General features: G+C 55.9%; 29 protein-coding genes. All 29 read left to right on the forward strand.

Going from position 1 to position 25,417, the window contains the following annotated elements; all coding sequences use genetic code 11:
• Positions 1-107 precede the first annotated feature (107 nt).
• Entirely contained in the window at positions 108-659 is a 552-nt protein-coding gene (locus tag ETC02_RS01560; protein ID WP_047819134.1) for a manganese efflux pump MntP, read from the forward strand.
• 254 nt (positions 660-913) lie between these two features.
• On the forward strand, positions 914-1,360 hold the full coding sequence (locus ETC02_RS01565) for a low molecular weight protein arginine phosphatase (RefSeq protein ID WP_061580740.1): 447 nt from the start codon (positions 914-916) through the stop codon (positions 1,358-1,360).
• Between the two features lie 25 nt (positions 1,361-1,385).
• Positions 1,386-2,675 carry a methyl-accepting chemotaxis protein gene (locus ETC02_RS01570; protein ID WP_033008393.1) on the forward strand — a complete coding sequence of 430 codons (1,290 nt, stop codon included), beginning with the start codon at positions 1,386-1,388 and terminating at the stop codon, positions 2,673-2,675.
• Positions 2,676-2,770: 95 nt separating this feature from the next.
• A complete protein-coding gene (gene rpiB, locus ETC02_RS01575) occupies positions 2,771-3,214 on the forward strand; it encodes a ribose 5-phosphate isomerase B (protein ID WP_033008391.1) in 444 nt (147 codons plus the stop codon).
• 75 nt (positions 3,215-3,289) lie between these two features.
• Positions 3,290-3,868, forward strand: a complete 579-nt coding sequence (locus ETC02_RS01580; protein WP_171697980.1) for a TIGR01440 family protein — start codon at positions 3,290-3,292, stop codon at positions 3,866-3,868.
• Positions 3,869-3,960: 92 nt separating this feature from the next.
• Positions 3,961-5,199, forward strand: coding sequence for a serine hydroxymethyltransferase (glyA, locus tag ETC02_RS01585; protein ID WP_033008387.1), 1,239 nt, complete (start codon positions 3,961-3,963; stop codon positions 5,197-5,199).
• Positions 5,200-5,337: 138 nt separating this feature from the next.
• Positions 5,338-5,967, forward strand: a complete 630-nt coding sequence (gene upp, locus ETC02_RS01590; protein WP_033008386.1) for a uracil phosphoribosyltransferase — start codon at positions 5,338-5,340, stop codon at positions 5,965-5,967.
• A 336-nt stretch (positions 5,968-6,303) separates the two neighbouring features.
• Positions 6,304-6,522, forward strand: a complete 219-nt coding sequence (locus tag ETC02_RS01595; RefSeq protein WP_033008425.1) for an AtpZ/AtpI family protein — start codon at positions 6,304-6,306, stop codon at positions 6,520-6,522.
• 6 nt (positions 6,523-6,528) lie between these two features.
• On the forward strand, positions 6,529-6,885 hold the full coding sequence (locus ETC02_RS01600; protein ID WP_033008385.1) for an ATP synthase subunit I: 357 nt from the start codon (positions 6,529-6,531) through the stop codon (positions 6,883-6,885).
• 30 nt (positions 6,886-6,915) lie between these two features.
• Complete coding sequence (gene atpB, locus ETC02_RS01605; protein ID WP_033027747.1) at positions 6,916-7,626, forward strand: F0F1 ATP synthase subunit A; 711 nt, start codon at positions 6,916-6,918, stop codon at positions 7,624-7,626.
• A gap of 53 nt (positions 7,627-7,679) precedes the next feature.
• Positions 7,680-7,892: a F0F1 ATP synthase subunit C gene (gene atpE / locus ETC02_RS01610; protein WP_033010834.1), complete on the forward strand. Its 213-nt coding sequence runs from the start codon at positions 7,680-7,682 to the stop codon at positions 7,890-7,892.
• Between the two features lie 200 nt (positions 7,893-8,092).
• Complete coding sequence (gene atpF / locus ETC02_RS01615) at positions 8,093-8,629, forward strand: F0F1 ATP synthase subunit B (protein WP_050367977.1); 537 nt, start codon at positions 8,093-8,095, stop codon at positions 8,627-8,629.
• Entirely contained in the window at positions 8,626-9,162 is a 537-nt protein-coding gene (locus ETC02_RS01620) for a F0F1 ATP synthase subunit delta (RefSeq protein ID WP_044745369.1), read from the forward strand. Before atpF ends, ETC02_RS01620 begins: the two co-directional genes overlap by 4 nt.
• A gap of 24 nt (positions 9,163-9,186) precedes the next feature.
• Positions 9,187-10,695, forward strand: coding sequence for a F0F1 ATP synthase subunit alpha (gene atpA / locus ETC02_RS01625; RefSeq protein ID WP_044745368.1), 1,509 nt, complete (start codon positions 9,187-9,189; stop codon positions 10,693-10,695).
• 67 nt (positions 10,696-10,762) lie between these two features.
• Positions 10,763-11,620: an ATP synthase F1 subunit gamma gene (gene atpG / locus ETC02_RS01630; RefSeq protein ID WP_171697981.1), complete on the forward strand. Its 858-nt coding sequence runs from the start codon at positions 10,763-10,765 to the stop codon at positions 11,618-11,620.
• Between the two features lie 27 nt (positions 11,621-11,647).
• Complete coding sequence (atpD, locus tag ETC02_RS01635; RefSeq protein WP_011232825.1) at positions 11,648-13,069, forward strand: F0F1 ATP synthase subunit beta; 1,422 nt, start codon at positions 11,648-11,650, stop codon at positions 13,067-13,069.
• 22 nt (positions 13,070-13,091) lie between these two features.
• Positions 13,092-13,493 carry a F0F1 ATP synthase subunit epsilon gene (locus tag ETC02_RS01640; RefSeq protein ID WP_063210980.1) on the forward strand — a complete coding sequence of 134 codons (402 nt, stop codon included), beginning with the start codon at positions 13,092-13,094 and terminating at the stop codon, positions 13,491-13,493.
• Between the two features lie 275 nt (positions 13,494-13,768).
• Positions 13,769-14,137, forward strand: coding sequence for an NADH-quinone oxidoreductase subunit A (locus ETC02_RS01645; protein WP_033010835.1), 369 nt, complete (start codon positions 13,769-13,771; stop codon positions 14,135-14,137).
• Entirely contained in the window at positions 14,128-14,640 is a 513-nt protein-coding gene (locus tag ETC02_RS01650; RefSeq protein ID WP_050367976.1) for a NuoB/complex I 20 kDa subunit family protein, read from the forward strand. The genes ETC02_RS01645 and ETC02_RS01650 overlap by 10 nt, the downstream gene beginning before the upstream one ends.
• Positions 14,641-14,643: 3 nt before the next feature.
• On the forward strand, positions 14,644-16,035 hold the full coding sequence (locus ETC02_RS01655) for an NADH-quinone oxidoreductase subunit C (protein ID WP_171697982.1): 1,392 nt from the start codon (positions 14,644-14,646) through the stop codon (positions 16,033-16,035).
• A gap of 3 nt (positions 16,036-16,038) precedes the next feature.
• Positions 16,039-17,139 (forward strand): NADH-quinone oxidoreductase subunit D, encoded by a 1,101-nt coding sequence (locus ETC02_RS01660; protein ID WP_033011809.1) that lies wholly within the window; start codon positions 16,039-16,041, stop codon positions 17,137-17,139.
• The gene (gene nuoH, locus ETC02_RS01665; protein ID WP_050367975.1) at positions 17,136-18,137 is read left to right on the forward strand and encodes an NADH-quinone oxidoreductase subunit NuoH; all 1,002 of its coding nucleotides are present in this window, start codon (positions 17,136-17,138) and stop codon (positions 18,135-18,137) included. The genes ETC02_RS01660 and nuoH overlap by 4 nt, the downstream gene beginning before the upstream one ends.
• 261 nt (positions 18,138-18,398) lie before the next feature.
• Positions 18,399-18,818, forward strand: coding sequence for an NADH-quinone oxidoreductase subunit NuoI (gene nuoI / locus ETC02_RS01670; RefSeq protein WP_025949605.1), 420 nt, complete (start codon positions 18,399-18,401; stop codon positions 18,816-18,818).
• A complete protein-coding gene (locus tag ETC02_RS01675) occupies positions 18,815-19,336 on the forward strand; it encodes an NADH-quinone oxidoreductase subunit J (protein WP_050367973.1) in 522 nt (173 codons plus the stop codon). Before nuoI ends, ETC02_RS01675 begins: the two co-directional genes overlap by 4 nt.
• Complete coding sequence (gene nuoK, locus ETC02_RS01680) at positions 19,333-19,638, forward strand: NADH-quinone oxidoreductase subunit NuoK (RefSeq protein WP_033011766.1); 306 nt, start codon at positions 19,333-19,335, stop codon at positions 19,636-19,638. The genes ETC02_RS01675 and nuoK overlap by 4 nt, the downstream gene beginning before the upstream one ends.
• Positions 19,639-19,656: 18 nt before the next feature.
• The gene (nuoL, locus tag ETC02_RS01685) at positions 19,657-21,510 is read left to right on the forward strand and encodes an NADH-quinone oxidoreductase subunit L (protein ID WP_171697983.1); all 1,854 of its coding nucleotides are present in this window, start codon (positions 19,657-19,659) and stop codon (positions 21,508-21,510) included.
• The gene (locus ETC02_RS01690; RefSeq protein WP_171697984.1) at positions 21,507-23,048 is read left to right on the forward strand and encodes an NADH-quinone oxidoreductase subunit M; all 1,542 of its coding nucleotides are present in this window, start codon (positions 21,507-21,509) and stop codon (positions 23,046-23,048) included. Before nuoL ends, ETC02_RS01690 begins: the two co-directional genes overlap by 4 nt.
• Positions 23,049-23,053: 5 nt before the next feature.
• On the forward strand, positions 23,054-24,547 hold the full coding sequence (gene nuoN, locus ETC02_RS01695; RefSeq protein ID WP_171697985.1) for an NADH-quinone oxidoreductase subunit NuoN: 1,494 nt from the start codon (positions 23,054-23,056) through the stop codon (positions 24,545-24,547).
• A 377-nt stretch (positions 24,548-24,924) separates the two neighbouring features.
• Positions 24,925-25,164 (forward strand): DUF1146 family protein, encoded by a 240-nt coding sequence (locus tag ETC02_RS01700; RefSeq protein WP_063330495.1) that lies wholly within the window; start codon positions 24,925-24,927, stop codon positions 25,162-25,164.
• Positions 25,165-25,417 lie beyond the last annotated feature (253 nt).

A 25,417-nucleotide genomic window follows, 5' to 3' on the forward strand; every position in this document is an offset into this window, starting at 1 on the left:
CGCCATTCGCCTTTGGGTTGGCAGGAAGCGGCTGGGCCACGCGCCGCTTCTAAAGAGCTCCGGACGCGCATATGCTAGCAGTAAGGCCAGTCCGGGAGGGAAGAGAAATGGGCGCGTTAATCGGCGAGATCATCGCCCTGTCGCTGATGGCGCTGGCGTTAGGGATGGATGCTTTTTCGGTCGCCCTAGGGATGGGGCTGCTGCGCCTTCGGCTCCGGCAAATTTTTTATATCGGGGTGACGATCGGGTTATTTCATATTGTAATGCCGCTAATCGGCATGTTGGTCGGCCGTTTGTTGTCGCGCGAGTTTGGAAGCATCGCGACATATGCGGGCGGGGTGCTGTTGCTATGGCTGGGCGCGCAGATGATTATGGCTTCGTTCCAGCGGGAGGACGGGTCGCAACTATTTCCGCACGGCGCCGGGCTGCTTTTTTTTGCGTTCAGCGTCAGCCTCGACAGCTTTTCCGTCGGGCTGAGCCTCGGCATTTTCGGAGCGCGGACGATGGTGACGATTTTGCTGTTTGGCCTGTTCAGCACGGTGCTGACATGGCTTGGGCTCTTTGTCGGCCGTCATTTTCAGCAATGGCTCGGCTCGTACAGCGAAGCGCTCGGCGGCAGCATTTTGCTGGCGTTCGGGCTCAAGTTGCTTTTTCTATAAACGGCGGCAGGCGGTTTTCCTTCAGCGAAAAAAGGCGGACTGCCTGCTTTTTTGCGCCTCTTCGCCAAAAAGTTGCGCTTGCTTTTTTCTGAACAATACCCTATTTACGCTTGTAAGGAAAAATCAGCACTTTTTGCCGATCCTTGCGCAGAAAACCGCATTGCTTGTCAAGTACGTGTTGCGTTGAAGAGCTTTTTTTGCTCTTTTCCCTATGGTATATTGATGGTAAGTCATTGATATGAAGAGGTGGTTGTATGCCATATCGCATTTTGTTCGTTTGCACGGGCAATACATGCCGGAGCCCGATGGCCGCTGCGCTGCTGGAGAATAAGCAGCTGCCAGGCGTCGAGGTGAAATCGGCCGGCGTGTTTGCGGCGGAAGGGAGCGAGGCGTCGGTTCACGCCAAGACGGTGTTGAAGGAAAAAGGAATCGAAGCGGCCCACCGCTCCTCGCAGCTGAAAAAAGAGCATATCGACTGGGCGACGCACGTGCTGGCGATGACATCCGGCCATAAAGACATGATCGTCGAGCGTTTCCCAGAAGCGAAGGACAAAACGTTTACGTTGAAGCAGTTCGTCTCGGGAACAGACGGCGACATCGCCGATCCGTTCGGCGGGCCGGTCGAGGCGTATCGGGCGGCGCGCGATGAGCTGGAGACGCTCATTGACCGCTTGGCGGAAAAGTTGCAAACAGAACAATGAGGTAAAGAAGTGAGGGGGAACACAAATGGGGGGGACAAGTCGTAAGTTCAGTTTGCGCCTGAAGCTCATCGTTTTTACGACAGCGTTGGCGCTGATCACGTATTCAACGAGCGCCTTTTTCTTGTACGTTTTGTATGATCAGTGGTTCGCCTCATGGAACAAAAGCGTGTTCACGATGATCGTGCTGCTCCTTGGCATCTTTTGGTCCGGAGTGCTTGCCTATTTGGCCGCTGGCTGGATTACAAGGCCGCTGCAACGGCTCGAGGAAGCGGCGGCAAAGGCGACAGAAGGGCATATCGATGAGGATGTTCCGCTGCCCTCTTCCCATGATGAAATCCGCTCGCTGGCTGTCGCGTTCAACCGGATGCTCGGCCATTTGCGCGCCGTCGTCGCCAATGTGGAAGAGAGCGCAGCGCGCACGACGGAAAAGACAGCGGAAATGAGGCAGGCGTCCGAAACAGCGTCAAGCCGTGCACGCGATATTGCAGCGACGATTGACGACATTTCCAAAGGGGCGGCGTCTTCGGCCGAGGCGATCCAAGAAGCGGCTGCGGCGGCCGAGGATGTGCTTGCTATCGCCGTGCAAGTCAAAGAAACAGCCGAGCGAGCGGAACAGTCGGTATATGGGATGGCCGAAACGTTGAAGGCAAGCCGCGATATCACCGATTCGCTCATTAGCGGCATCGATCAGCTGGCTGACGATCAAGAACGGTCGCGGGCGGCTGTCAAGCAGCTCGAAGCACACGCCAATCAAATCGGCAACATTACGTTGCTTGTCGCGGACATCGCCGAACAGACGAACTTGCTTGCGCTCAATGCTTCCATTGAGGCAGCCCGCGCCGGCGAGCACGGCCGGGGGTTTGCCGTTGTCGCCGAGGAAGTGCGCAAGCTGGCGGATGAGAGCGCCAAGGCGGTCAAGAAAATCGCGGAACTGGTCGGCAACATTCAAAATGAAGTCGCCCGTGTGGTGGCGCAAATGGACAAGCAGGTGGCTGCTGCCAACGCTGAGGCGGCGAAAGGGGAGCGCACGAATGAGGCCATTGCGGCCATGGCGGCCTCAGCTGATGAAGTGATCCGCGCCGTCCATGACATCGCTGAGCTGGCGAAGCGTCAAATGGGGCATATGGAGCGGGCCGCGGCGCAAACGCAAGAAGTGGCGGCGATTGCTGAGCAGACGTCCGCCGGCGCGCTCGAAGTGGCGGCGGCGACCGAGGAGCAGGCTGCATCGATCAACGATGTGCATAAACTGGCTGGCGAGTTGGTGGAACAGGCCGAACAATTGCAGGCGGCTGTCGCCCGGTTTCGCACCCGTTGATGCACAGGCAAATATGATTTATCGAAAGGAGGAAGGGCGATTCCTCCCTGGCTTTCGCTATCACGGCGAAGCCTAGGGTTCCTCGTCCGAACGTGATGAAAGTTGCGATTGCTTCTGACCATGGTGGAGTTCGCATTCGTGAGGAAATTAAAGCACTGTTGGATGAAATGGGAATCGAGTACACCGATTTCGGCTGCGATTGCGAAACATCGGTCGATTATCCGGATTACGCGCTCCCTGTCGCGGAAAAAGTGGCGCGCGGCGAATTTGACCGCGGCATTTTGATTTGCGGCACCGGCATCGGCATGACGATCGCCGCCAATAAGGTAAAAGGAGTGCGCTGCGCTCTTTGCCATGACGTCTACAGCGCCAAACTGACGCGCATGCATAACGACAGCAACATCCTCGCGATGGGCGAGCGCGTCATCGGGCCGGGATTGGCACGCGAAATTGCCAAAGCGTGGCTCGAAACGGAATTTGAAGGCGGCCGCCACGCGCGGCGGATCGGCAAAATCGCCGAGTATGAAAACGGACGCTAAGAAACGGTCGAGGCTTGGCTGTTTGGGCGGAATGAGCGGGCGTTTGCAGCGCGCCCGAAGAGAAGGAGGGGGAACATGGACGCACGATTGACCGAATGGCAGCAGCAATGGCAAACGATTTTGCGCGAATTTCGCCGGCAGGCGCCGCTTGGCAGCGGCCAGATCGTGGTGGTCGGCTGCAGCACGAGCGAAGTGCTCGGTGAACGAATCGGCACCGCCGGGTCGACGGATGTGGCAGCCATGTTGTTTGCTGAACTTGATGCATGGCGGCGCGAAACGGGGATCGAGCTCGCCTTTCAATGTTGCGAACATTTGAATCGGGCGCTCGTCGTCGAACGGGAAACGGCGCGTGTCCATGGCCTCGAGATCGTGTCCGTCATCCCAGTGCCGCAAGCGGGCGGAGCGATGGCCGCGTATGCCTACCGGCAGCTGGAAGATCCCGTTGTTGTCGAAGCGGTCCGCGCCGATGCCGGCATCGATATCGGGCATACGTTGATCGGCATGCATCTAAAACCGGTCGCCGTCCCAGTGCGTGTTTCGGTGAAACATGTCGGCCATGCGTACGTCACGCTGGCGAAGACGCGGCCAAAGCTGATCGGTGGCGCCCGCGCCGTCTATACGTTAGAAAACCCGAACAATTTCTGTTCTTTCTAACAATTTCATTCATTTTTCCTTTGAACTTGCCTAGCTGAAGCTGATAAAATAAAAACGAATATTCACTGATTTCGCATAAGGGGGAGCTATTGATGAACTACTTGCCACAACAAGATCCGCAAGTGTTTGCGGCCATTGAGCAAGAGCGGAAACGGCAGCATGCCAAGATTGAGCTCATCGCCTCGGAAAACTTTGTCAGCCGCGCGGTGATGGAAGCGCAAGGATCGGTGCTGACGAACAAATACGCGGAAGGCTATCCGGGCCGCCGCTATTATGGCGGCTGCGAGTACGTCGACATCGTCGAAGAGTTGGCGCGCGAGCGGGCGAAGCAATTGTTCGGGGCGGAGCATGCGAACGTCCAGCCGCATTCGGGGGCGCAGGCGAACATGGCCGTCTATTTCACCGTCCTGAAACCCGGCGACACGGTGCTTGGCATGAATTTGTCGCACGGCGGCCATTTGACGCACGGCAGTCCAGTCAACTTCAGCGGTGTGCAATACAACTTTGTCGCATACGGCGTCGACCCGGAAACCCATGTCATCGATTATGACGACGTGCGCGAGAAAGCGCGCCTTCATCGGCCGAAGCTGATCGTCGCCGGCGCGAGCGCCTATCCGCGCATTATCGATTTCGCCAAATTCCGGGAAATCGCCGATGAAGTCGGCGCCTATTTAATGGTCGACATGGCCCATATTGCCGGTCTTGTTGCGGCAGGTCTCCATCCGAACCCGGTGCCGTACGCCCATTTCGTCACGACGACGACGCATAAAACGTTGCGCGGCCCGCGCGGCGGGATGATTTTATGCCAAGAACAGTTTGCGAAACAAATCGATAAATCGATCTTCCCTGGCATTCAAGGCGGGCCGCTGATGCATGTCATTGCCGCCAAGGCGGTGGCGTTCGGCGAAGCGTTGCAGGACGACTTTAAAGCGTACGCGAAGCGCGTTGTCGATAACGCCAAACGGCTTGCCTCCGCCCTGCAAAACGAAGGGTTCACCCTCGTATCCGGCGGCACGGACAACCATTTATTGCTTGTCGATTTGCGCCCGCAGCAGCTGACCGGAAAAACGGCGGAAAAAGTGTTGGATGAAGTTGGCATTACAGTGAATAAAAACACCATTCCGTACGATCCGGAAAGCCCGTTTGTCACGAGCGGCATCCGCATCGGCACGGCTGCGGTGACGACGCGCGGCTTCGGCCTCGAAGAAATGGACGAAATCGCCGCCATTATTGGTCTTGTGCTGAAAAACACGGACAATGAACAGGCGCTTGAAGAAGCGCGCCGACGCGTCGCGGCTTTAACGGAAAAATTCCCGCTCTACCAAGACTAAAAATGGGGCAAATGAAAGCATACCGCCGCATCAGCCTGGCGGTATGCTTTTTTCATTCGTTCGCCAGTTGAACAGGCGCTCGTTTTCCAGTAGAATGTATAGAAGTGTACCGCATACATACGGAAGAGGAGATGACTTATGGGAAAAGTGTATGTGTTTGACCATCCGCTCATCCAGCATAAATTGACGTATATTCGCGACAAGCACACCGGCACGAAAGAGTTTCGCGAGCTGGTTGATGAAGTGGCGACGTTGATGGCGTTTGAAATTACGCGCGATCTGCCGCTTGAGGAAGTCGAGATCGAAACCCCCGTCAGCAAAGCGAAAGCGAAAGTGATTGCCGGCAAAAAGCTCGGCGTCATCCCGATTTTGCGCGCCGGCATCGGCATGGTCGACGGCATCTTGAAGCTCATCCCGGCGGCGAAAGTCGGCCATATCGGCTTGTATCGCGATCCGGAAACGTTAAAGCCGGTCGAATACTACGTCAAACTGCCGAGCGATGTCGAGGAGCGCGACTTCATCATCGTCGACCCGATGCTCGCGACCGGCGGCTCGGCGGTGGCGGCGATCGAAGCGCTGAAAAAGCGAGGGGCAAAAAGCATTAAGTTCATGTGCCTCATCGCCGCGCCGGAAGGGGTTAAAGCGGTGGAAACCGCGCACCCGGATGTGGACATTTACATCGCTGCCCTTGATGAGCGGCTGAACGACCACGGCTATATCGTCCCCGGCCTTGGCGACGCCGGCGACCGGTTGTTTGGCACGAAATAACCCGAAGCAGGCCGTTGCCTGTACGGTCGAAAGAGGGGGCCGCGTCCAAACGGGGCCCCTCTTTCGACATCGAAACAGGGACGCGTCCAGAGTGAGTCGGTTGCTGTAGGCAGGGAAGTGTCCAAAGACAAAAATATATCATTATACACCATTTTTGTGAAAAGAAAATGAGAAATTGTCACAAATTATTAATATTTGCTCTGTGTGAATGATGTTTTATGTGGGAACACATTGACATTGACCAAGCGGTATTGTATGCTTACAAGGGGTAGATTGATAAGGTTTTCACTGTCGGAAATGATCTCTGGTCTAAACGGGCGAGGTATGGTAACCATTATGAAAAAAAATAACCGTCATCCTTTTCGGGCCATCGGCTTGATGTCAGCGATCACATCACAGCTAGTCGGCTGTACATTAGTTGGTTTATTTGGCGGCAGATGGGTTGACCGACAATTGGACAGTGAACCGCTTTTCCTTGTTATTGGTTTGTTGCTCGGCTTAGCAGCGGGAGTGTTCGCCACGCTGAAAACAATTCGGCGTTTTTTTGGGGAATAAGAAGCAATGATTGATAGGATCATAAAACGAATACAAAAGCAATCGTCGGTGCTAATGGTGGGTTATGCGGTAGGATGGATATTGACCAGTTATGAAGCGTGGTTTTTTAGTTTGCTCATTGGAACAGCAACAGGGCTGTACAGCATTCGCTTGCTGGCCCGGCGTGTCATAAAAGCAGGAGAAGCGATGGCCGAGGGACGGCGCCCTCCTTCGCTTGGGACCATGATTCGATTTGCGCTGGCTGCCGCCGTTGCGCTGTTTGTGTCCCGGTATCCCCAACATTTGTCCGTTATGCCGGTCGTCATCGGCTTGGCCACCCCATATATCCTATTGGTAGCAAATCATTTTTTACATAATGACTAATCAGCTGTGTAGAAAGCGAGGTGAGTATTGGTGGATCATAAGGCGCCGCTTTACGAACTGTTTGGCCTTACATTTAACTTGGCCAACGTATTAATGGTGACCATCACCTGTGTCATCGTGCTGGTTATCGCCATTGCGGCGACGCGCAACCTTTCCATGAAACCAACAGGCTTGCAAAACTTTTTGGAGTGGGTTGTCGATTTTGTGAAAGGAATTATCAAAAGCAACATGGACTGGGAGACAGGGGGACGCTTCCATTTACTTGGCTTAACGTTGATCATGTATGTATTTGTCGCTAATATGTTAGGTCTTCCATTTTCTGTCGTTGTCCATGATGAACTATGGTGGAAATCACCGACGGCTGACCCGGCCATTACATTGGCGCTGGCCATGATGGTTGTAGCCCTTTCCCACTATTATGGCATTAAGTTGCGCGGCGTTTCCGAGTATTTAAAAGGTTTTACGAGCCCAATGTGGTTTATGTTTCCTCTTAAAATCATTGAAGAGTTTGCCAACACATTGACGCTCGGTCTTCGTCTTTATGGAAACATTTTTGCCGGCGAAATTTTGCTTGCATTGCTTGTCGGCGGCTTGGCTACAGGTGTTGGCGGAACGATCGCCGCGATCATTCCGACGATGGTATGGCAGGCGTTCAGTATTTTCGTCGGGGCTATTCAAGCGTTTATTTTTACAATGTTGACAATGGTTTATATGGCGCATAAAGTCAGCCATGACCATTAATGATAATATTTTTTTTAAATATCAACTTTTGATCAATAAGGAGGATTTCACAGATGGGTGTATTAGCTGCAGCAATCGCTATTGGTCTTGCCGCGCTCGGCGCGGGTATCGGCAACGGTTTAATCGTTTCTCGTACAGTTGAAGGAATTGCACGCCAGCCGGAAGCTCGCGGCATGTTGCAAACGACAATGTTTATCGGGGTTGCGCTTGTTGAGGCGATTCCGATCATCGCGGTGGTTATCGCGTTTATGGTGCAAGGACAATAACGGATGAGGAGCGCTTGTTAACGGAATGTTAACAAGCGCCTTCCACAACATGGAAGATTAAAAAATAAATGGCGAAGATTAGTTGGAAACCTTCGCCATTGCTTTATGTATATGTATCAGTTTTTGTATATTCACCTAATGCATAGCTGCGCGAAAGGAATGTCCGGTCAGGAGATAAGGCCGAAAGGAGTGAACGAAACATGTTGGCACCAGGACAAACATGGGCGCTCGGCGCAACTGCTGGGGCGGTCAATAGCGGGGACATCATTTTTCAGCTTGTCGCTTTCATTTTGCTGATGATTTTGCTCCGCAAGTTTGCATGGGGACCGCTTATGGGCGTCATGAAACAGCGCGAGGAGCATATCGCGAACGAAATCGACCAAGCGGAAAAACGCCGCCAAGAAGCGGAAAAACTGCTTGAAGAGCAGCGTGAACTGATGAAGCAATCGCGTCAAGAAGCGCAAGCGCTCATCGAAAATGCGCGCAAGCTTGCCGAAGAGCAGAAAGAACAAATCGTCGCCTCGGCCCGTGCGGAAGCGGAACGGGTAAAAGAAACGGCGAAACAAGAAATCGAGCGCGAAAAAGAACAGGCAATGGCCGCGCTCCGCGAACAAGTGGCGTCGTTGTCTGTCTTGATCGCCTCAAAAGTGATTGAAAAAGAGCTGACCGAGCAAGATCAACGCAAGCTGATCGAAGCGTACATCAAAGACGTTCAAGAGGCAGGAGGAGCGCGATGAACCAAGAAGTGATCGCCAAACGGTATGCATCCGCTTTGTTCCAAATCGCGCTCGAACAACAGCAGCTTGACCGGATCGAGGAAGACGTCCGCGCCGTACGCCAAGCGTTGGCGGAAAACGGCGAGTTTTTATCGCTTCTTTCCAACCCGAATCTTTCTTTAGAAAAGAAAAAAGCGCTTGTTCGTGAAGTGTTCGCCGGCGTTTCTGCTCCGGTGCAAAACACGCTTTTGCTTCTTCTTGAGCGCCATCGCTTCGGCCTTGTGCCTGAACTGGCCGACCAGTTTATCGCCCTTGCCAACGATGCGCGCGGCATCGCTGAAGCGATCGCCTATTCGGCGCGCCCGTTGACGGACGAAGAACTGCAGGCGCTTTCTGACGTGTTTGCCAAAAAGGTTGGCAAAGCAACGCTCCACATTGAAAATATCGTCGACCCGGAACTGATTGGCGGCGTGAAGCTGCGCATCGGCAACCGCATTTATGACGGCAGCGTCAGCGGGCAGCTTGAACGGATTCAGCGGCAGCTCATTGGTTAACATTTGGAGACAGGGGTGAAAGGCATGAGCATTAGAGCGGAAGAAATCAGCGCGCTCATTAAGCAGCAGATTGAAAACTACGAATCGCAAATCCAAGTGAGCGATGTCGGCACCGTCATCCAAATCGGCGACGGGATCGCGCGCGCTCATGGGCTTGATAACGTCATGTCCGGCGAGCTTGTTGAATTTGCCAACGGCGTGATGGGCATGGCGCTCAACTTGGAAGAAAACAACGTCGGGATTGTTATTTTAGGGCCGTATACCGGCATCAAAGAAGGAGACGAAGTGCGCCGCACAGGCCGGATCATGGAAGTGCCGGTCGGGGAGGCGCTCATCGGCCGCGTTGTCAACCCGCTCGGCCAGCCTGTCGATGGCTTAGGCCCGGTGGAAACGACCGAAACGCGCCCGATCGAGAGCCCGGCGCCGGGCGTTATGGACCGGAGATCGGTGCATGAGCCGCTGCAAACCGGGATTAAAGCGATCGACGCGCTCGTGCCGATCGGCCGCGGCCAGCGCGAGCTCATCATCGGCGACCGGCAAACGGGGAAAACGTCCGTCGCCATTGACACGATCATCAACCAAAAAGACCAAAACATGATTTGTATTTATGTCGCCATCGGGCAAAAAGAATCGACGGTCCGCACCGTTGTCGAAACGCTCCGCAAACACGGCGCGCTCGACTATACGATCGTCGTCACCGCTTCGGCGTCGCAGCCGGCTCCGCTTTTGTTCTTGGCGCCGTATGCCGGTGTGGCGATGGGCGAGTATTTCATGTATAAAGGCCAACACGTGTTAGTGGTCTATGACGATTTATCGAAACAAGCCGCGGCATACCGTGAATTGTCGCTCTTGCTTCGCCGTCCGCCGGGCCGTGAAGCGTATCCGGGGGATATTTTCTACTTGCACTCCCGCCTGCTTGAGCGCGCAGCGAAATTGAGCGATGCCAAAGGCGGCGGTTCCTTGACCGCGCTTCCGTTCGTCGAAACGCAAGCGGGCGATATTTCCGCGTACATTCCGACGAACGTCATCTCGATTACGGACGGGCAAATTTTCTTGCAATCGGACTTGTTCTTCTCCGGCGTCCGCCCAGCGATCAACGCAGGGTTGTCCGTTTCGCGCGTCGGTGGGGCAGCGCAAATCAAAGCGATGAAAAAAGTAGCCGGGACGCTCCGTTTGGACTTGGCCGCTTACCGTGAGCTGGAGGCGTTCGCCCAATTCGGCTCCGACCTCGACAAGGCGACGCAAGCGAAGCTCGCCCGCGGGGCGCGCACGGTCGAAGTGCTGAAGCAAGATTTGCATCAGCCGATTCCGGTCGAAAAACAAGTGTTGATCATCTATGCATTGACGCGCGGCTTTTTGGACGACATTCCGGTTGAAGATGTGCGCCGTTTCGAGAAAGAGTTTTACTTGTGGCTCGACCAAAACGGCCAACACTTGCTTGAGCACATCCGCACGACGAAAGATCTTCCGAACGAAGACGATCTCAATCAAGCGATCGAAGCGTTCAAGAAAACGTTTGTCGTTTCACAATAAGGCCGGCGGGGGCATATCGCCCCCTCACGCCTGTTAGAACCCGTGCAGCAAAAAGGTGGTGAAACCTTTGGCATCGTTACGCGATATTAAAACGCGCATCAATGCGACGAAGAAGACAAGCCAAATTACAAAAGCGATGGAAATGGTCTCGACGTCGAAGCTGAACCGCGCGGAGCAAAACGCGAAATCGTTCGTTCCGTACATGGAGAAAATTCAAGAAGTCGTGGCTAATGTGGCGCTTGGCGCCGGGGGGGCTTCGCATCCGATGCTCGTTTCGCGCCCGGTGAAAAAGACCGGGTATCTCGTGATCACGTCGGATCGCGGTCTGGCTGGCGCGTACAACAGCAACGTGCTGCGCCTCGTGTACCAAACGATCCAAAAGCGCCATGCTTCTCCGGATGAATATGCGATCATCGTCATCGGCCGCATCGGGTTGAGCTTTTTCCGCAAGCGGAACATGCCGGTCATTCTCGACATCACCCGCTTGCCGGACCAGCCGTCGTTTGCCGATATTAAAGAAATCGCCCGCAAAACGGTTGGGTTATTCGCCGACGGTACGTTTGACGAGCTGTATATGTATTACAACCATTACGTGAGCGCGATCCAGCAAGAGGTGACGGAACGGAAGCTTCTGCCGCTCACTGACTTGGCGGAGAATAAGCAGCGCACGGTGTACGAATTTGAACCGTCGCAAGAAGAAATTTTGGACGTCTTATTGCCGCAGTATGCGGAAAGCCTCATTTACGGCGCATTGCTCGATGCAAAAGCAAGCGAACACGCCGCCCGCATGACGGCGATGAAGAACGCAACGGACAATGCGAACGAGCTCATTCGCACATTGACGCTTTCCTACAACCGCGCTCGCCAAGCGGCGATTACGCAAGAAATTACGGAAATTGTCGCCGGAGCAAACGCCTTGCAATAGCGGACTAGCAAGTTAGGAGGGAAAACGATGACAAGAGGACGCGTTATCCAAGTCATGGGTCCGGTTGTAGACGTCAAGTTTGAGAACGGCCACTTGCCGGCGATCTACAACGCCCTGAAAATTCAACATAAAGCGCGCAACGAAAACGAAGTCGACATCGACTTGACATTGGAAGTCGCCTTGCACCTTGGCGATGATACAGTACGGACGATCGCAATGGCGTCCACAGACGGCCTCATCCGCGGCATGGAAGTCATCGATACCGGTGCACCGATTTCGGTGCCGGTCGGCGAAGTGACGCTCGGCCGCGTATTTAACGTCTTGGGCGAACCGATCGACCTCGAAGGCGACATTCCGGCTGACGCCCGCCGCGACCCGATTCACCGTCCGGCGCCAAAATTCGAGGAATTGGCGACCGAAGTCGAAATTTTGGAAACCGGGATTAAAGTCGTTGACTTGCTCGCCCCGTACATTAAAGGCGGAAAAATCGGTTTGTTCGGCGGCGCCGGCGTAGGGAAAACGGTCTTGATTCAAGAGCTGATCCACAACATCGCCCAAGAGCACGGTGGGATTTCCGTCTTTGCTGGCGTCGGCGAACGGACGCGTGAAGGAAACGACTTGTACCATGAAATGAAAGACTCCGGCGTTATCAGCAAAACGGCCATGGTGTTCGGACAAATGAACGAGCCGCCGGGGGCGCGGATGCGCGTCGCCTTGACCGGCTTGACGATGGCCGAATACTTCCGTGATGAACAAGGCCAAGACGTGTTGCTCTTTATCGATAACATCTTCCGTTTCACGCAGGCCGGTTCGGAAGTGTCGGCGCTGTTAGGCCGCATGCCGTCGGCCGTTGGTTACCAACCGACATTGGCGACGGAGATGGGTCAATTGCAAGAGCGGATCACGTCGACGGCGAAAGGATCGATCACCTCGATTCAAGCGATTTACGTCCCGGCCGACGACTATACGGACCCGGCTCCGGCCACGACGTTCTCGCACTTGGATGCGACGACGAACCTGGAGCGGAAGCTCGCGGAGATGGGGATTTATCCGGCCGTTGACCCGCTCGCTTCGACCTCGCGTGCGTTGGCGCCGGAAATCGTCGGCGAGGAGCACTACCAAGTCGCCCGCAAAGTGCAACAAACGCTGCAACGTTATAAAGAATTGCAAGACATCATCGCCATCTTGGGGATGGATGAACTGTCGGATGAAGACAAACTCGTCGTCCACCGCGCCCGCCGCATCCAGTTCTTCTTGTCGCAAAACTTCCACGTGGCGGAGCAATTCACGGGCCAACCGGGTTCGTATGTGCCGGTGAAAGAAACAGTGCGCGGCTTTAAAGAAATTTTGGAAGGCAAATACGACCATCTTCCGGAAGATGCGTTCCGCTTAGTCGGCCGCATTGAAGAAGTGGTAGAAAAAGCGAAAGCGATGGGTGTCGAAGTGTGACCCGGGATAGGGGGATTGGACAATGAAAACGATCCACGTGAGCGTCGTCACTCCTGATGGCCCGGTGTACGAAGGCGATGTTGAGATGGTGAGCGTCAAGGCGAAAAGCGGCGAACTCGGCATTTTGCCGGGGCATATCCCGCTTGTCGCCCCGCTCGAGATCAGCGCCGCCCGTTTGAAAAAAGACGGCAAAACCGACTACGTGGCGGTCAGCGGCGGCTTTATCGAAGTCCGACCGGACAACGTGACGATTTTGGCTCAGGCCGCCGAACGGGCGGAAGACATCGATGTCCTCCGCGCCAAAGCGGCGAAAGAGCGGGCGGAGCGCCGCCTGCAAAGCCAGCAGGATGACATCGACTTCAAGCGGGCCGAACTGGCGTTAAAACGCGCCATGAACCGTTTGAGTGTTGCGGAAATGAAGTAAAAAGCAGGGGAGTTTTTCCCCTGCTTTTTTTGATGAAAACGGAAGAATCGTCCGTCAAGGAGAGAGGCAAACGCTCTCTCTTTTTTCGTTCCTCGCATTCCGTCGTTTCAACAAAGATGAAGCGCTTACATGAATGGATACAGTGTTGACAGTGTTAACTTGAAGTTTTGCTGACACGGCTGGATATAAATGTTATAATGAAATCGAATGAATTATTGAAAAATTTCATCATTAACAACATACGTATGTAGTAAACCGGAAGGGGGGCGAGCGTGTTGAGCAACGTCTATGCGAACAGTTATTTGATTATTTTCGTCTTCCTTTGCCTCGGGGTGTTGCTGCCGATCGGGGCGCTTGCGGTTGGACGCTTGTTGCGGCCGCATGTGCCGGACGAGGCGAAGGCAACGACCTATGAAAGCGGTAACATACCCTTTCACGACTCGCGCATCCAGTTTCAAGTCCGCTATTATTTATTTGCCTTGCTATTTGTGATTTTTGACGTCGAGACGGTGTTTTTATATCCTTGGGCGGTTGTTTACGACCAGCTCGGCCTGTTTGCCTTGATTGAAATGGTGATCTTCATCTTCTTGCTTGCCATTGGTTTGATCTACGCTTGGAAAAAGAAGGTGTTACGATGGATGTAAAATGGGATGGCTTCTCGCAAGCGGAAATGGAAGAAGTGAAGCGCAACGTTTTTTTGACGACGCTCGAGCAGTTAAAAGGGTGGGCGCGCAGCAATTCGCTCTGGCCGCTGACGTTCGGCCTTGCCTGTTGCGCGATTGAGATGATGGCGGTCGGCGGCGCCCATTACGATCTCGACCGGTTTGGCTCGTTTTTCCGCGCCTCGCCGCGGCAATCAGACGTCATGATCGTCTCGGGAACGGTGACGAAAAAAATGGCGCCGCTCTTGCGCCGGTTGTACGAGCAAATGCCGGAGCCGAAATGGGTGATCGCCATGGGTTCGTGTGCAACAGCCGGCGGGCCGTATGTGAAATCATACAGCGTCGTCAAAGGGGTTGACCAAATCGTCCCAGTTGACGTGTACATACCTGGCTGTCCGCCAAACCCTGCGGCGCTCATTTACGGCATTCATAAATTAAAAGAAAAAATTCGCCTTGAAGCCAAAACAGGGAAGAAGGTGTTGTAACCGATGGATGAGGAAAAAGATTTGGCCCAGCGAAAAAGAGAAGCGGCGGAACGGGCGAAGCAGTTGGCGCGCGAACGGCTCGCCGCCAGGCAAGCAGCTGAACAAGCCAAGTCATCCGACAGCGTCCCTGACGACGGTGTGAAAGCGCCTTCGGATTTGTCCACCCAACCGGCAAACAAAGAGACGGATGCAGCGCAGCCGGCATCAGCTGAAGATCTCGCAGCAGCGAAAAAACGAGCAGCGGAAGAAGCGCGGGCGAAAGCGGCCGAACTGCGTCGTCAGCGCGAGGCGGCGGCGGGAGCGGGGGCCGGGGACGACCTTGAGGCGGCGAAGAAGAAAGCGGCGGAAGAAGCACGGGCGAAAGCGGCCGAACTGCGTCGTCAGCGCGAGGCGGCGTCGGGAGCGGGGGCCGGGGACGACCTTGAGGCGGCGAAGAAGAAAGCGGCGGAAGAAGCGCGGGCGAAGGCGGCCGAACTGCGTCGTCAGCGCGAGGCGGCGGCGTCGGGAGCGGGGGCCGGGGACGACCTTGAGGCGGCGAAGAAGAAAGCGGCGGAAGAAGCGCGGGCGAAGGCGGCCGAACTGCGTCGTCAGCGCGAGGCGGCGGAAAGCGGTGCGGAGGATGATCTTGAGTTGGCGAAGAAAAAGGCAGCTGCGGCCGCGAAGGCGAGAGCTGCTGCATTAGCCAAACAAAAAGCCGCTGAAGCGTCGGGCGACGATGACGAGCTAGCCAAGCAAAAAGCGGCCGCCGCGGCGAAAGCGAAAGCTGCGGCCGCGGTAAAAGCGCGGGCGGCAGCCTTGGCGAAGCAACAAGGCGGCGCTGGCGATGAGGGGGCGAAACAAAAAGCGGCCGCGGCTGCCCGGGCGAAGGCCGCAGCCGCTGGGGAGGATGGCGGGGCGGCGAAGCCATCTGCTTCATCGCCGAACGATCCGCTGCTGCAAAAATATGTCCGGATCATTGAGGAACATCTCGGGCCGGATGTGCTCGAAGACGCGTATATCAACCGGCTGGCGAAAGACGTGCCGACGCTTGTTGTTCCCAAAGAGGCGTACTACAAAGTAGCCGAGTTTTTAAAATACAATGAACAGCTCCGGTTTGACTACTTGTCCGAGCTGCACGGAACCGATTTTCAGACGCACATGGAAGTGTACGTCCATTTGTATTCCTATCCGAACCGACAGCCGGTGGCGTTGAAAGTCAAAATCGAGCGCGACAACCCGGAAGTCGATTCGCTCGTCCCGCTTTGGCCGGGGGCGAACTGGCCGGAGTGCGAGGCGTACGATTTGCTTGGCATCCGTTTCCGCGGACACCCGAACTTGATTCGAATCTTCCTCGGCGAACAATGGGTCGGACATCCGCTGCGCAAAGATTATGAGCCGTATGATGCGGAGGTGTAGATGATGCTGCGCACAGAAGAAATGATTTTAAACGTCGGCCCTCAGCATCCGAGCACGCACGGGGTGTTCCGCCTCATTTTAAAAATTGACGGCGAGATCATTCAAGAGGCGACGCCGGTCATCGGCTACTTGCATCGAGGGACGGAAAAAATCGCCGAAGGGCTGCAATACACGCAAATCATCCCGTACACCGACCGGATGGACTACTTGTCGGCGATGACGAACAACTATGTGCTTTGCCATGCGGTCGAAACGATGATGGGCATTGAAGTGCCGGAGCGGGCCGAGTATTTGCGCGTTCTTGCGATGGAGCTCGGGCGGATCGCCAGCCACCTCGTTTGGTGGGGGACGTATTTGCTCGATCTTGGTGCGACAAGCCCGTTTTTGTATGCATTCCGCGAACGCGAAATGATTATTAATCTATTAAATGAGCTGTCCGGGGCGCGGCTGACCTTCAACTACATGCGCATCGGCGGCGTTAAATGGGACGCGCCGGACGGCTGGATCGACAAAGTGAAGCAGTTTGTCCCGTACATGCGGGAGAAATTGGCCGGCTACCACGACCTCGTCACCGGCAATGAAATTTTCCGCGAGCGCGTAACAGGCGTCGGGCGGTATACGAAAGAAGAGGCGATCAGCTATTCGCTCAGCGGCGTCAACTTGCGGTCGACCGGCGTCAAATGGGATTTGCGCAAAGATGAACCGTATTCAATCTATGACCGCTTTGAGTTTGATGTGCCGGTGCGCGAGGGCGGCGACTGCCTTGCCCGCTATGAATGCCGGATGGCGGAAATTGAGCAGTCGCTTCGCATCATCGAGCAGGCGTGCGAGCAATTTCCGCCTGAGGGGCCGATCATGGGAAAAGTGCCCCGCATCATCAAAGCGCCGCCGGGCGAGACGTTCGTCCGCATTGAGGCGCCGCGCGGCGAGATCGGCTGCTATATTGCGAGCGACGGCAAAAAGGAGCCGTACCGCCTCAAATTCCGGCGTCCGTCGTTTTACAATCTGCAAATACTTCCGAAGTTGCTCAAAGGGCAAAACTTGGCCAATGTCATTGCCATTCTCGGGTCGATTGACATTGTGCTCGGGGAGGTCGATGGATGATGGAGCAATGGCTTGAATCGACGCCAAGTTGGTCGAACATCGCCCTGTTTTTCGGGCTTGGGGCGCTGCTGTTGGCGGTCGTGCTCGGGTTTGTCACATACGGCATTTTGGCCGAGCGGAAAGTGATGGGGTTTATGCAAGGACGCATCGGCCCGAACCAGGTCGGCGGCCGCTTCGGACTGTTGCAAACCGTTGCCGATGTGTTGAAGCTGCTTTTGAAAGAGGATACGATCCCGAAAGCAGCCGACCGTCCGCTGTACGTGTTGGCGCCGATCATCGCCTTTACGCCGTCGTTTATGGTGCTGGCGGTATTGCCGTTTACCGATTCGTTCCGGTTCGCCGATATCGGCGTCGGCCTTCTGTATTATATCGCTGTCTCCGGCTTGACGACCATCGGCGTTGTCGCCGGCGGCTGGGCGTCGAACAACAAATACGCTCTGCTTGGCGGCATGCGCGCGGCGGCGCAAATGATTTCGTATGAAATTCCGCTCGTCATGTCAGCGCTTGGCGTCGTGCTTTTGGCCGGAAGCATGAACTTAGTGGACATTGTGAAAGCGCAAGACGATCTATGGTTCATTTTCGCCCAACCGCTCGCCTTTTTGATTTTCTTTGTGGCAGCGGTGGCGGAATTGAACCGGACGCCGTTTGACTTGCCGGAGGCGGAGTCCGAGCTTGTCGCAGGGTTTCATGTTGAATATTCAGGATTCCGATGGGCGTTTTTCATGCTTGCCGAGTATGTGTACATGTTTGCCATGGCGGCGCTTGTGACGATTTTGTTTCTCGGCGGCTGGCATCCGGTCGCGTTTCTCGGCTGGATTCCCGGAGCGGTTTGGTTTGCGTTGAAATTTTGTGCCGTTGTTTTCGTCCTCATTTGGTTTCGGGCGACGTTTCCGCGCGTGCGCGCCGACCAGCTGATGGAGTTCGCCTGGAAAGTGTTGCTTCCGCTTTCGCTCGTCAACATGGTGCTGACGGCGCTGATCAAGTCGTGGTTTTTCTAAGAGGTTGGTGATTTAGTACAAAATACTGCTAGCTCCACCTGTTTCTCAATTAGAGAAAAACTGTGGAATCAGTCTTCTTTTTTGGCGAAATGCCGTTGATTTGCTCGTAACAGCCGTTTTTCACCGGCCTTCTAAATCGAAAAGCGGACGAGGCCCAACCCGGCTTAGGCAAGGAGGCAGCCGCGCTGATGCGCATGGCCGCCCTGCGCTTTAGGGGACGGTTATGCCGGAACGCCATGTTCCCATGAGAGGGGGAGACCGATGATCGGATTAATGAAAGGATTGGCGTATACGTTAAAAGAGTTGACGCGTGAAAAAGTGACGTACGATTACCCGCACGAACCGCTCCCGCTCCCGGACCGGTTTCGCGGCATTCAAAAATTTTATCCGGAAAAATGCATCGTCTGCAACCAATGCGTGAACATTTGCCCGACCGAATGCATCCAGCTGACTGGGAAGAAGCATCCGGATCCGACGAAAAAAGGAAAAGTGATTGAGACGTACAATATTAACTTCGAAATTTGCATTTTGTGCGACTTATGCACTGAAGTGTGTCCGACGGAAGCGATCGTCATGACAAACAACTTCGAGCTCGCCGAATACAGCCGCGATGCGTTGTACAAAGATTTGGCCTGGCTGGATGAAAACGATACGAACGTAAGAAGGGAGAATAAGCCGTGAGCGGAACCGACATCGCCTTTTTCCTGCTCGCCCTCGCGGCGATTGCCGGCGGGGTGACGATGCTCCAGCTGACAAACGTCGTCCATATGGTCATCGCCCTCGTCATGACATTTGTAGGCATTGCCGGGCTGTATGTGCTGCTGTCGGCCGAGTTCGTCGCTGTCGTGCAAGTGTTGATTTATTCGGGAGCCATTACGATCATCATGCTGTTTGCCATCATGTTGACGCGCCATCACGCCGACGACACGGAGCGCCAAACGACCGGCGGCGTCTGGCATCGGGCTGTTGCCGCCATCTCGGTTATCGCCTTTGGCCTTGCCGTCTACTTCGGCATCCGCCGCCTCGATTTCGGCGCCGACGGCAGCGCACTCGCCGGCGACAACGCACGGGAGATCGGCAAATGGCTGTACTCGTATTACACAGTCCCGTTTGAAATCGTGTCCGTCATTTTGCTCGTCGCCTTGGTCGGGGCGATTGTGCTGGCGAAAAAAGACGGCAAGGAGGCGGGGGACGAATGACGTTATCGGCTTACTTGGCGTTGGCGCTCATCTTGTTTTGCATCGGCTTGTATGGGGCGCTGACGAAGCGAAATACGGTCATTGTGCTCATTTGTATTGAACTGATGTTAAACGCGGTCAACCTCAATTTCGTGGCTTTTGCCAAATACGGCCCCCATCCCGGCGTTCACGGGCATGTATTCGCGCTGTTTGCGATCGCCGTGGCGGCGGCGGAAGCAGCCGTTGGCTTGGCGGCGCTCATCGCTTTTTACCGCAACCGGAAGACGGTTCAAGTCGATGAAGCCAATTCATTGAAACATTAGAAAAGGGGATGGGGAACGATGATGAACCTAGCTTGGGTTGTGCCGCTCTTCCCGCTTTGTTCATTTGTCTTGCTGCTGTTGTTTGGGCGGAAATGGGGGAAAGCGAGCGCCTATGTCGGCATCGCCGCGGCGTTCTTGTCGCTGCTTTTGGCGCTTGCGGTGCTTGTGGACCGCCTCGGCGGGTCGACGTATGAGGCAAACTGGACATGGATGACGATAGGCGGCGTGACGTTGACGGTCGGGATTTCCGCCACCGCCCTAAACGCCTGGATGCTCGTCGTCGTCGCACTCGTCAGCTGGCTCGTCCATGTGTATTCGCAAGGGTATATGGCGGGAGACGAGCGGTTTTCGACCTTTTATGCGTACTTAGGGCTGTTTACGTTTGCGATGCTTGGGCTTGTGCTGTCGCCGAATTTGCTGCAGGCGTACATCTTTTGGGAGCTCGTCGGGCTTGGATCGTTTTTGCTGATCGGTTTTTACTTCTATAAGGAAGAAGCAAAAGCGGCGGCGAAAAAAGCGTTCATCATGACGCGCATCGGCGACGTTGGCTTTTTCATCGGCATGATGTTGCTCTTTTGGCAAACGCACAGCTTTGATTACGACGACATTTTCCGCGCTGTCGGCGACGGGACGCTGTCGCCGGGGATGACGACGCTCGCGGCGATCTTGATTTTCATCGGCGCCATCGGCAAGTCCGGGCAGTTTCCGCTCCATACGTGGCTCCCGGATGCGATGGAAGGGCCGACGCCGGTGTCGGCGCTCATCCACGCTGCGACGATGGTGGCGGCCGGGGTGTACCTTGTGGCGGCATTGTTTCCGCTGTATGAGGCAAGCCATGCAGCCATGATGACTGTGGCGACGATCGGCGGGGTGACGGCCATTTTTGCCGCGACGATCGGCTTGGTGCAGACGGATATTAAGCGCGTTCTCGCCTATTCGACCGTCAGCCAGCTCGGCTATATGATGCTCGCGCTCGGGTCGGGCAGTTATGTCGCCGCCATCTTCCATTTGACGACGCATGCGTTCTTTAAAGCGCTGCTCTTTTTGGCCGCCGGCAGCGTCATTCACGCCGTCCATACGCAAAACATCGAAGAGATGGGCGGACTTTGGCGGCGGCTGCCGTGGACCGCGCCGCTCTTTTTGGTCGGGGCGCTGTCGATCAGCGGCGTTCCGCTGTTTGCCGGCTTTTTCAGCAAGGACGAAATTTTGGCCGCCGCCTGGACGAACGGGCCGCGCCTCCTCTTTTGGCTCGCGGTTGCGGCCGCATTGTTGACGTCGTTTTATATGTTCCGGCTCTTTTTCCTCGTCTTTGCCGGGCCGGCGCGTCATCAAGGCGAGGCACATGAAGCGCCGGCGTCCATGGTCGGGCCGATGGCGGTGCTCGGCGTGCTGTCGGTCGCTTCTGGGTACATTCAAACGCCGTGGTTCGGTTCGTTTCTCGGCGAGTGGCTGACGGACGGATCCTACCATCATGAAGCGGCGCCAGGATGGATCGCGGTGGTGGCGACCATTGTGTCGCTCGCCGGGATTTTCCTTGCCTGGCTCATGTATGGGAAGCGGGCAGTGCCGCGCGACTGGCTGTCGGCGCGCGCTCCGCACACGTATGAATTGTTGCGCCATCGCTATTACATCGATGAACTATACCGGTGGACGATTGTGGCGTTCGTGTCATTCGTTAGCCGCCTGTTGACGTATGTCGACCGCTTCCTTGTTGAAGGGCTCGCCCGGCTTGCCGCCGGCATTGTCGGCGCGGCCGCCTCGGCTGGGTCGCGCGGGCAAAACGGGCAGGCGCAGACGTATGGGGCGGTGACGGTGGCCGGATTGGCGATTTTGGTCGTCATCTTCGCGTTGACAGGGGGAGACTGGCTATGATCTTTTTATCGCTGCTTGTCTTTTCACCGCTGTTAGGCATCCTTTTATTAGCGTTTGTCCGCAAAACGGATACGAAAACGATTCAATGGCTCGGAACCGCCGCCACCGTGCCGCCGCTCTTTTTGGCGCTGTTTGCCTTCATCCAGTCGGGGCGCGGCTTTCGCCTTGAGCAGCTCGATGAGGCGCACGATTGGGTGCGGCTTGCCAACCTTCCGTTTTTAACGGATGCAGCGTATGTGATCCGCTATGAGCTCAGCATCGATGGGCTGTCGCTTGTGTTTCTCGTCTTGACCGCCGTGTTGGCGACTTTGGCGGCTGCCGCGTCCTTGTTGGTCAAAGCGGAGAAAAAAGGATATTTTATGTGGCTGCTCGCATTGGAGATCGGCATGCTCGGCGTATTTGCCGCCGCCAATTTCATCTGGTTTTTCCTCTTCCTCGAAGTGACGCTTGTCGCCATGTTTTTGCTCGTCGGCAAATGGGGCGGGTTTGAGCGCGAACGGGCGGCCTACGGCTACTTGGTGTATAACGGGCTCGGCTCGGCGCTGCTGCTTGTTGTGATCGCCGTCCTTGTCGCCCGCACCGGGACCGCAAACTTCGCGTTGCTCCGTGAGATGTTACATAACCCGGTCGCTCAAGGGCAGCTGATCGCCCCGCTCACCGAAGAGGGGCGGCATTGGCTGCTTGGCGGGCTGTTGTTGGCGTTTGCCGTCAAGCTGCCGGCCGTTCCGCTTCACCGCTGGCTCATTCGCGTGCACGTCGAAGCGCCGCCGCCGGTTGTCATGCTTCACGCCGGGGTGCTGTTGAAGATTGCGGCGTACGGGATGATCCGCTTCGGGATCGGCTTGTTTCCGGACGAGTTTCGCACGTTTGCTGGCGCCATCGCGGTGGTGGGAGTCATAAACGTATTGTACGGCGCGCTGTTGGCGCTCCGGCAGAGCGAGTTGAAACATGTGCTCGCCTATTCAAGCGTGTCGCACATGGGCGTGGTGCTCGTCGGACTCGGGGCGCTCAATGAAGCCGGCATCCAAGGAGCGGTCTTTCAATCGGTCGCCCACGGGCTGATCGCCGCCTTGTCGTTTTTGCTCGTTGGCATTCTCACGGAGCGGATGCGGGCGACCGAACTGAACCGCCTTGGCGGGCTGACGAAAGCGATGCCGGTCTTTTCCGGGTACTTGTTAACCGCCGCGCTCGCCTTGCTCGGCTTGCCGGGCCTTGCCGGATTTGTCGGCGAATTCACCGCTTTTCTCGGGCTGTTTGCCACGAAGCCGGCGTTGGCGGCCGCCGGGGCGCTCGGACTGATTTTTGCCGCCGTCTATTCGCTGCGGGCCGTGCTTGAGATTACGTTCGGCCGCACTCGTGAGCCGCAGGCGCCCAGTTTGCGTGAAGCGCAAAGGGATGCTGCCGACTTGCGCGCAAAAGAAGCCGTGCCAGCGTTCATCCTCGTCGCCTTGATTGTGGCGGTTGGCGTCTATCCGCAGCTGTTGGCGGCGCCGCTCGCCGCCGCGCTTGAGACGATGATGAACGGATTAGGAGGTTGATCGATATGAACGACGTATGGCAGGCAAATTGGGGCATGATGGCGCCCGAATGGGTCATCCTTGCGGCGGCGGTTGTGCTGTTGTTGATCGATTTGGCGATGCCGAGCGAAAGAAGCCGCCGCCCGCTCGCCTGGGGCGCGGCGGCTGCCGCTGTCATTGCGTTGGCGGCGACGGCGGCGATGATTCCGGCCGATCCGGTTTCGATTTTGCATGATACGTTCCGGCTCGATGGGTTTGCCAAGGCATTCAAGCTCATCCTGCTGGCTGGAGGAGCGCTCGCCTTGCTGCTGGTCGCCGATTGGGAGCCGAAAGAAGGCGGCCGCTACCGCGGCGAATTTGCCTACATGATGCTGTTTGCCTTGCTTGGGGCGATGATGGTGGCCTCAAGCGGCGATTTGTTGACACTGTTTGTCAGCATCGAGCTGCTTACGGTCTCGTCTTACATTTTGGCCGGTTTGCGCAAAACGGCAACGGCGTCCAACGAGGCGGCGCTCAAATACGTCATTAACGGCGGCATCGCCACCGCTATCATGCTGTTTGGCATGAGCTATGTGTTCGGTTTGACTGGAACGACAAACCTGGGCGACATTGCGCGCCGGCTGCAAGAGACGAACGAGCCGTACGTGCTCGGTTTCGCCTTTCTCCTTTTGTTGATCGGCGTTTCGTTTAAGCTGGCGACCGTTCCGTTTCATATGTGGGCGCCGGATGTATATGAAGGGGCGCCGATTCCGGCGACAGCGTTTTTTGCCGTCGTGTCGAAAGCGGCGGGCTTCATCCTTTTGCTCCGCCTGTTTGTGACGATGTTTGCCGCCGCGCCGGCAGAAGGCCGGGATCCGTCGTCGCTCTTGTTGTCGATGCAGCCGGTGATCGCCGTTTTGGCCGGATTGACGATGATCGTCGGCAACGTTGTAGCGCTCCGGCAGCGGAGCCTAAAGCGGCTGCTCGCCTATTCAAGCATCGCCCACGCCGGCTACTTGCTCGCCGGGGTTGCCGCGATGTCGTGGGCGATGATCGATTCGCTTTGGATTTACTTGCTCGCTTATGTGTTTATGAACATCGGGGCGTTTGCCATCGTTGCGCATATCGCGCACCAGACCGGCTCCGATGATTTCGATGGGCTTGCCGGCTTGTACCGCCATCGCCCGCTGCTCGCTGCAGCCCTCGGGCTGTTCTTGCTCTCGCTCGCCGGCATTCCGGGGACGGCCGGCTTTATCGCCAAGCTCTATTTGTTCATCGGCCTTGTCGTCACCGAGCCGGGCCATTACGTGCTCGCGGCGGTGATGGCGGTGACGACGGTGATCTCGTATGTATACTACTTCAATTTGCTCGTTCAACTCTTTTTCCGTCCGACGTTCACCGCGCCGCTTGGCCGGCTGCCGGCCGGGCTGTCGGCCGCTGTCGTCGTATGCGCGCTCGGAACGCTGGTGATCGGCTGGATGCCGGGGCTTGCCTACGATGTGCTCGCCCAATTTGGGCATTTTGGCGATTTTTTGCCGTAACGGTAGAATAAAGGGAGAGGGAGAATGCCTCTCCTCTTTTTTGCGCCGCCGGCTTCGTTTGGAAAGGAGGGGATGCGCTGCGTGCTTTGCGCAGGAAAGCTCCATCGAGCAATGTTTGCTTTCCACCTAGCATGAAAGTTTCAAGGCCTGCGCATTTTCATAGAAAGAGGGGAATGCTCATCCCGCTGGCTTTGTTTCGGGACGAGGAGCACCTTGGATGTGCGGCCGGTGCTGTTTCGGGGGAGAAGAGCTTGTCATGCGACGCTTAATCTGTTTTCGAAACGCATGAAGTGCTTTGGCTGCACGCCGCGTTCCGAAAAAGAGGAAATGCTTCGTATGCGCCGTTTCACATATGCTTGAGAAAGAGGTGAAACTTGATGATGCCGGTCATCGGCCAACAAGCGTTGATTTCGATTATCGTTCATTTGGCGTTTCTAGCGGTGACGTGGTGGACGCTGCAAGCTGTCCGGCTTGAAGTGCTTCTGAAGCCGAACCGCGTCGTCCAAGGGCGGCTGCTGTACATTTTATTGACGATTGCGATCGGCTCAACGGTTGCGAACTTTTTCCTCGACTATTGGGCATGGTCGACCGATTTGCCGTATTTGTTTCGCGACTAGCAGCGCCCCGTCCGCGGCAGGGCAGGCTTCATGCCGCCGACACGCTCGTTTTGGCCGCAACAGGCTATGCGATCGGCCGCGCGCTGCCGACGCATCTTCCATATGGCGCCATTGATCTGCATGGGTGGCCGGGTCTTTTTCGGCCGAGTGGACGATCCGTCCACTCTATTTTTATGCATGAAAACGATTTCAAAAATCGCCGGTTGTCGATTTTTTGGACGTATGTTCCCTGTCCTGGTGGCAACAATAACAA

This window comes from Geobacillus sp. DSP4a, from assembly GCF_013096875.1.
GTDB classification, from domain to species: Bacteria; Bacillota; Bacilli; order Bacillales; family Anoxybacillaceae; genus Geobacillus; species Geobacillus thermophilus.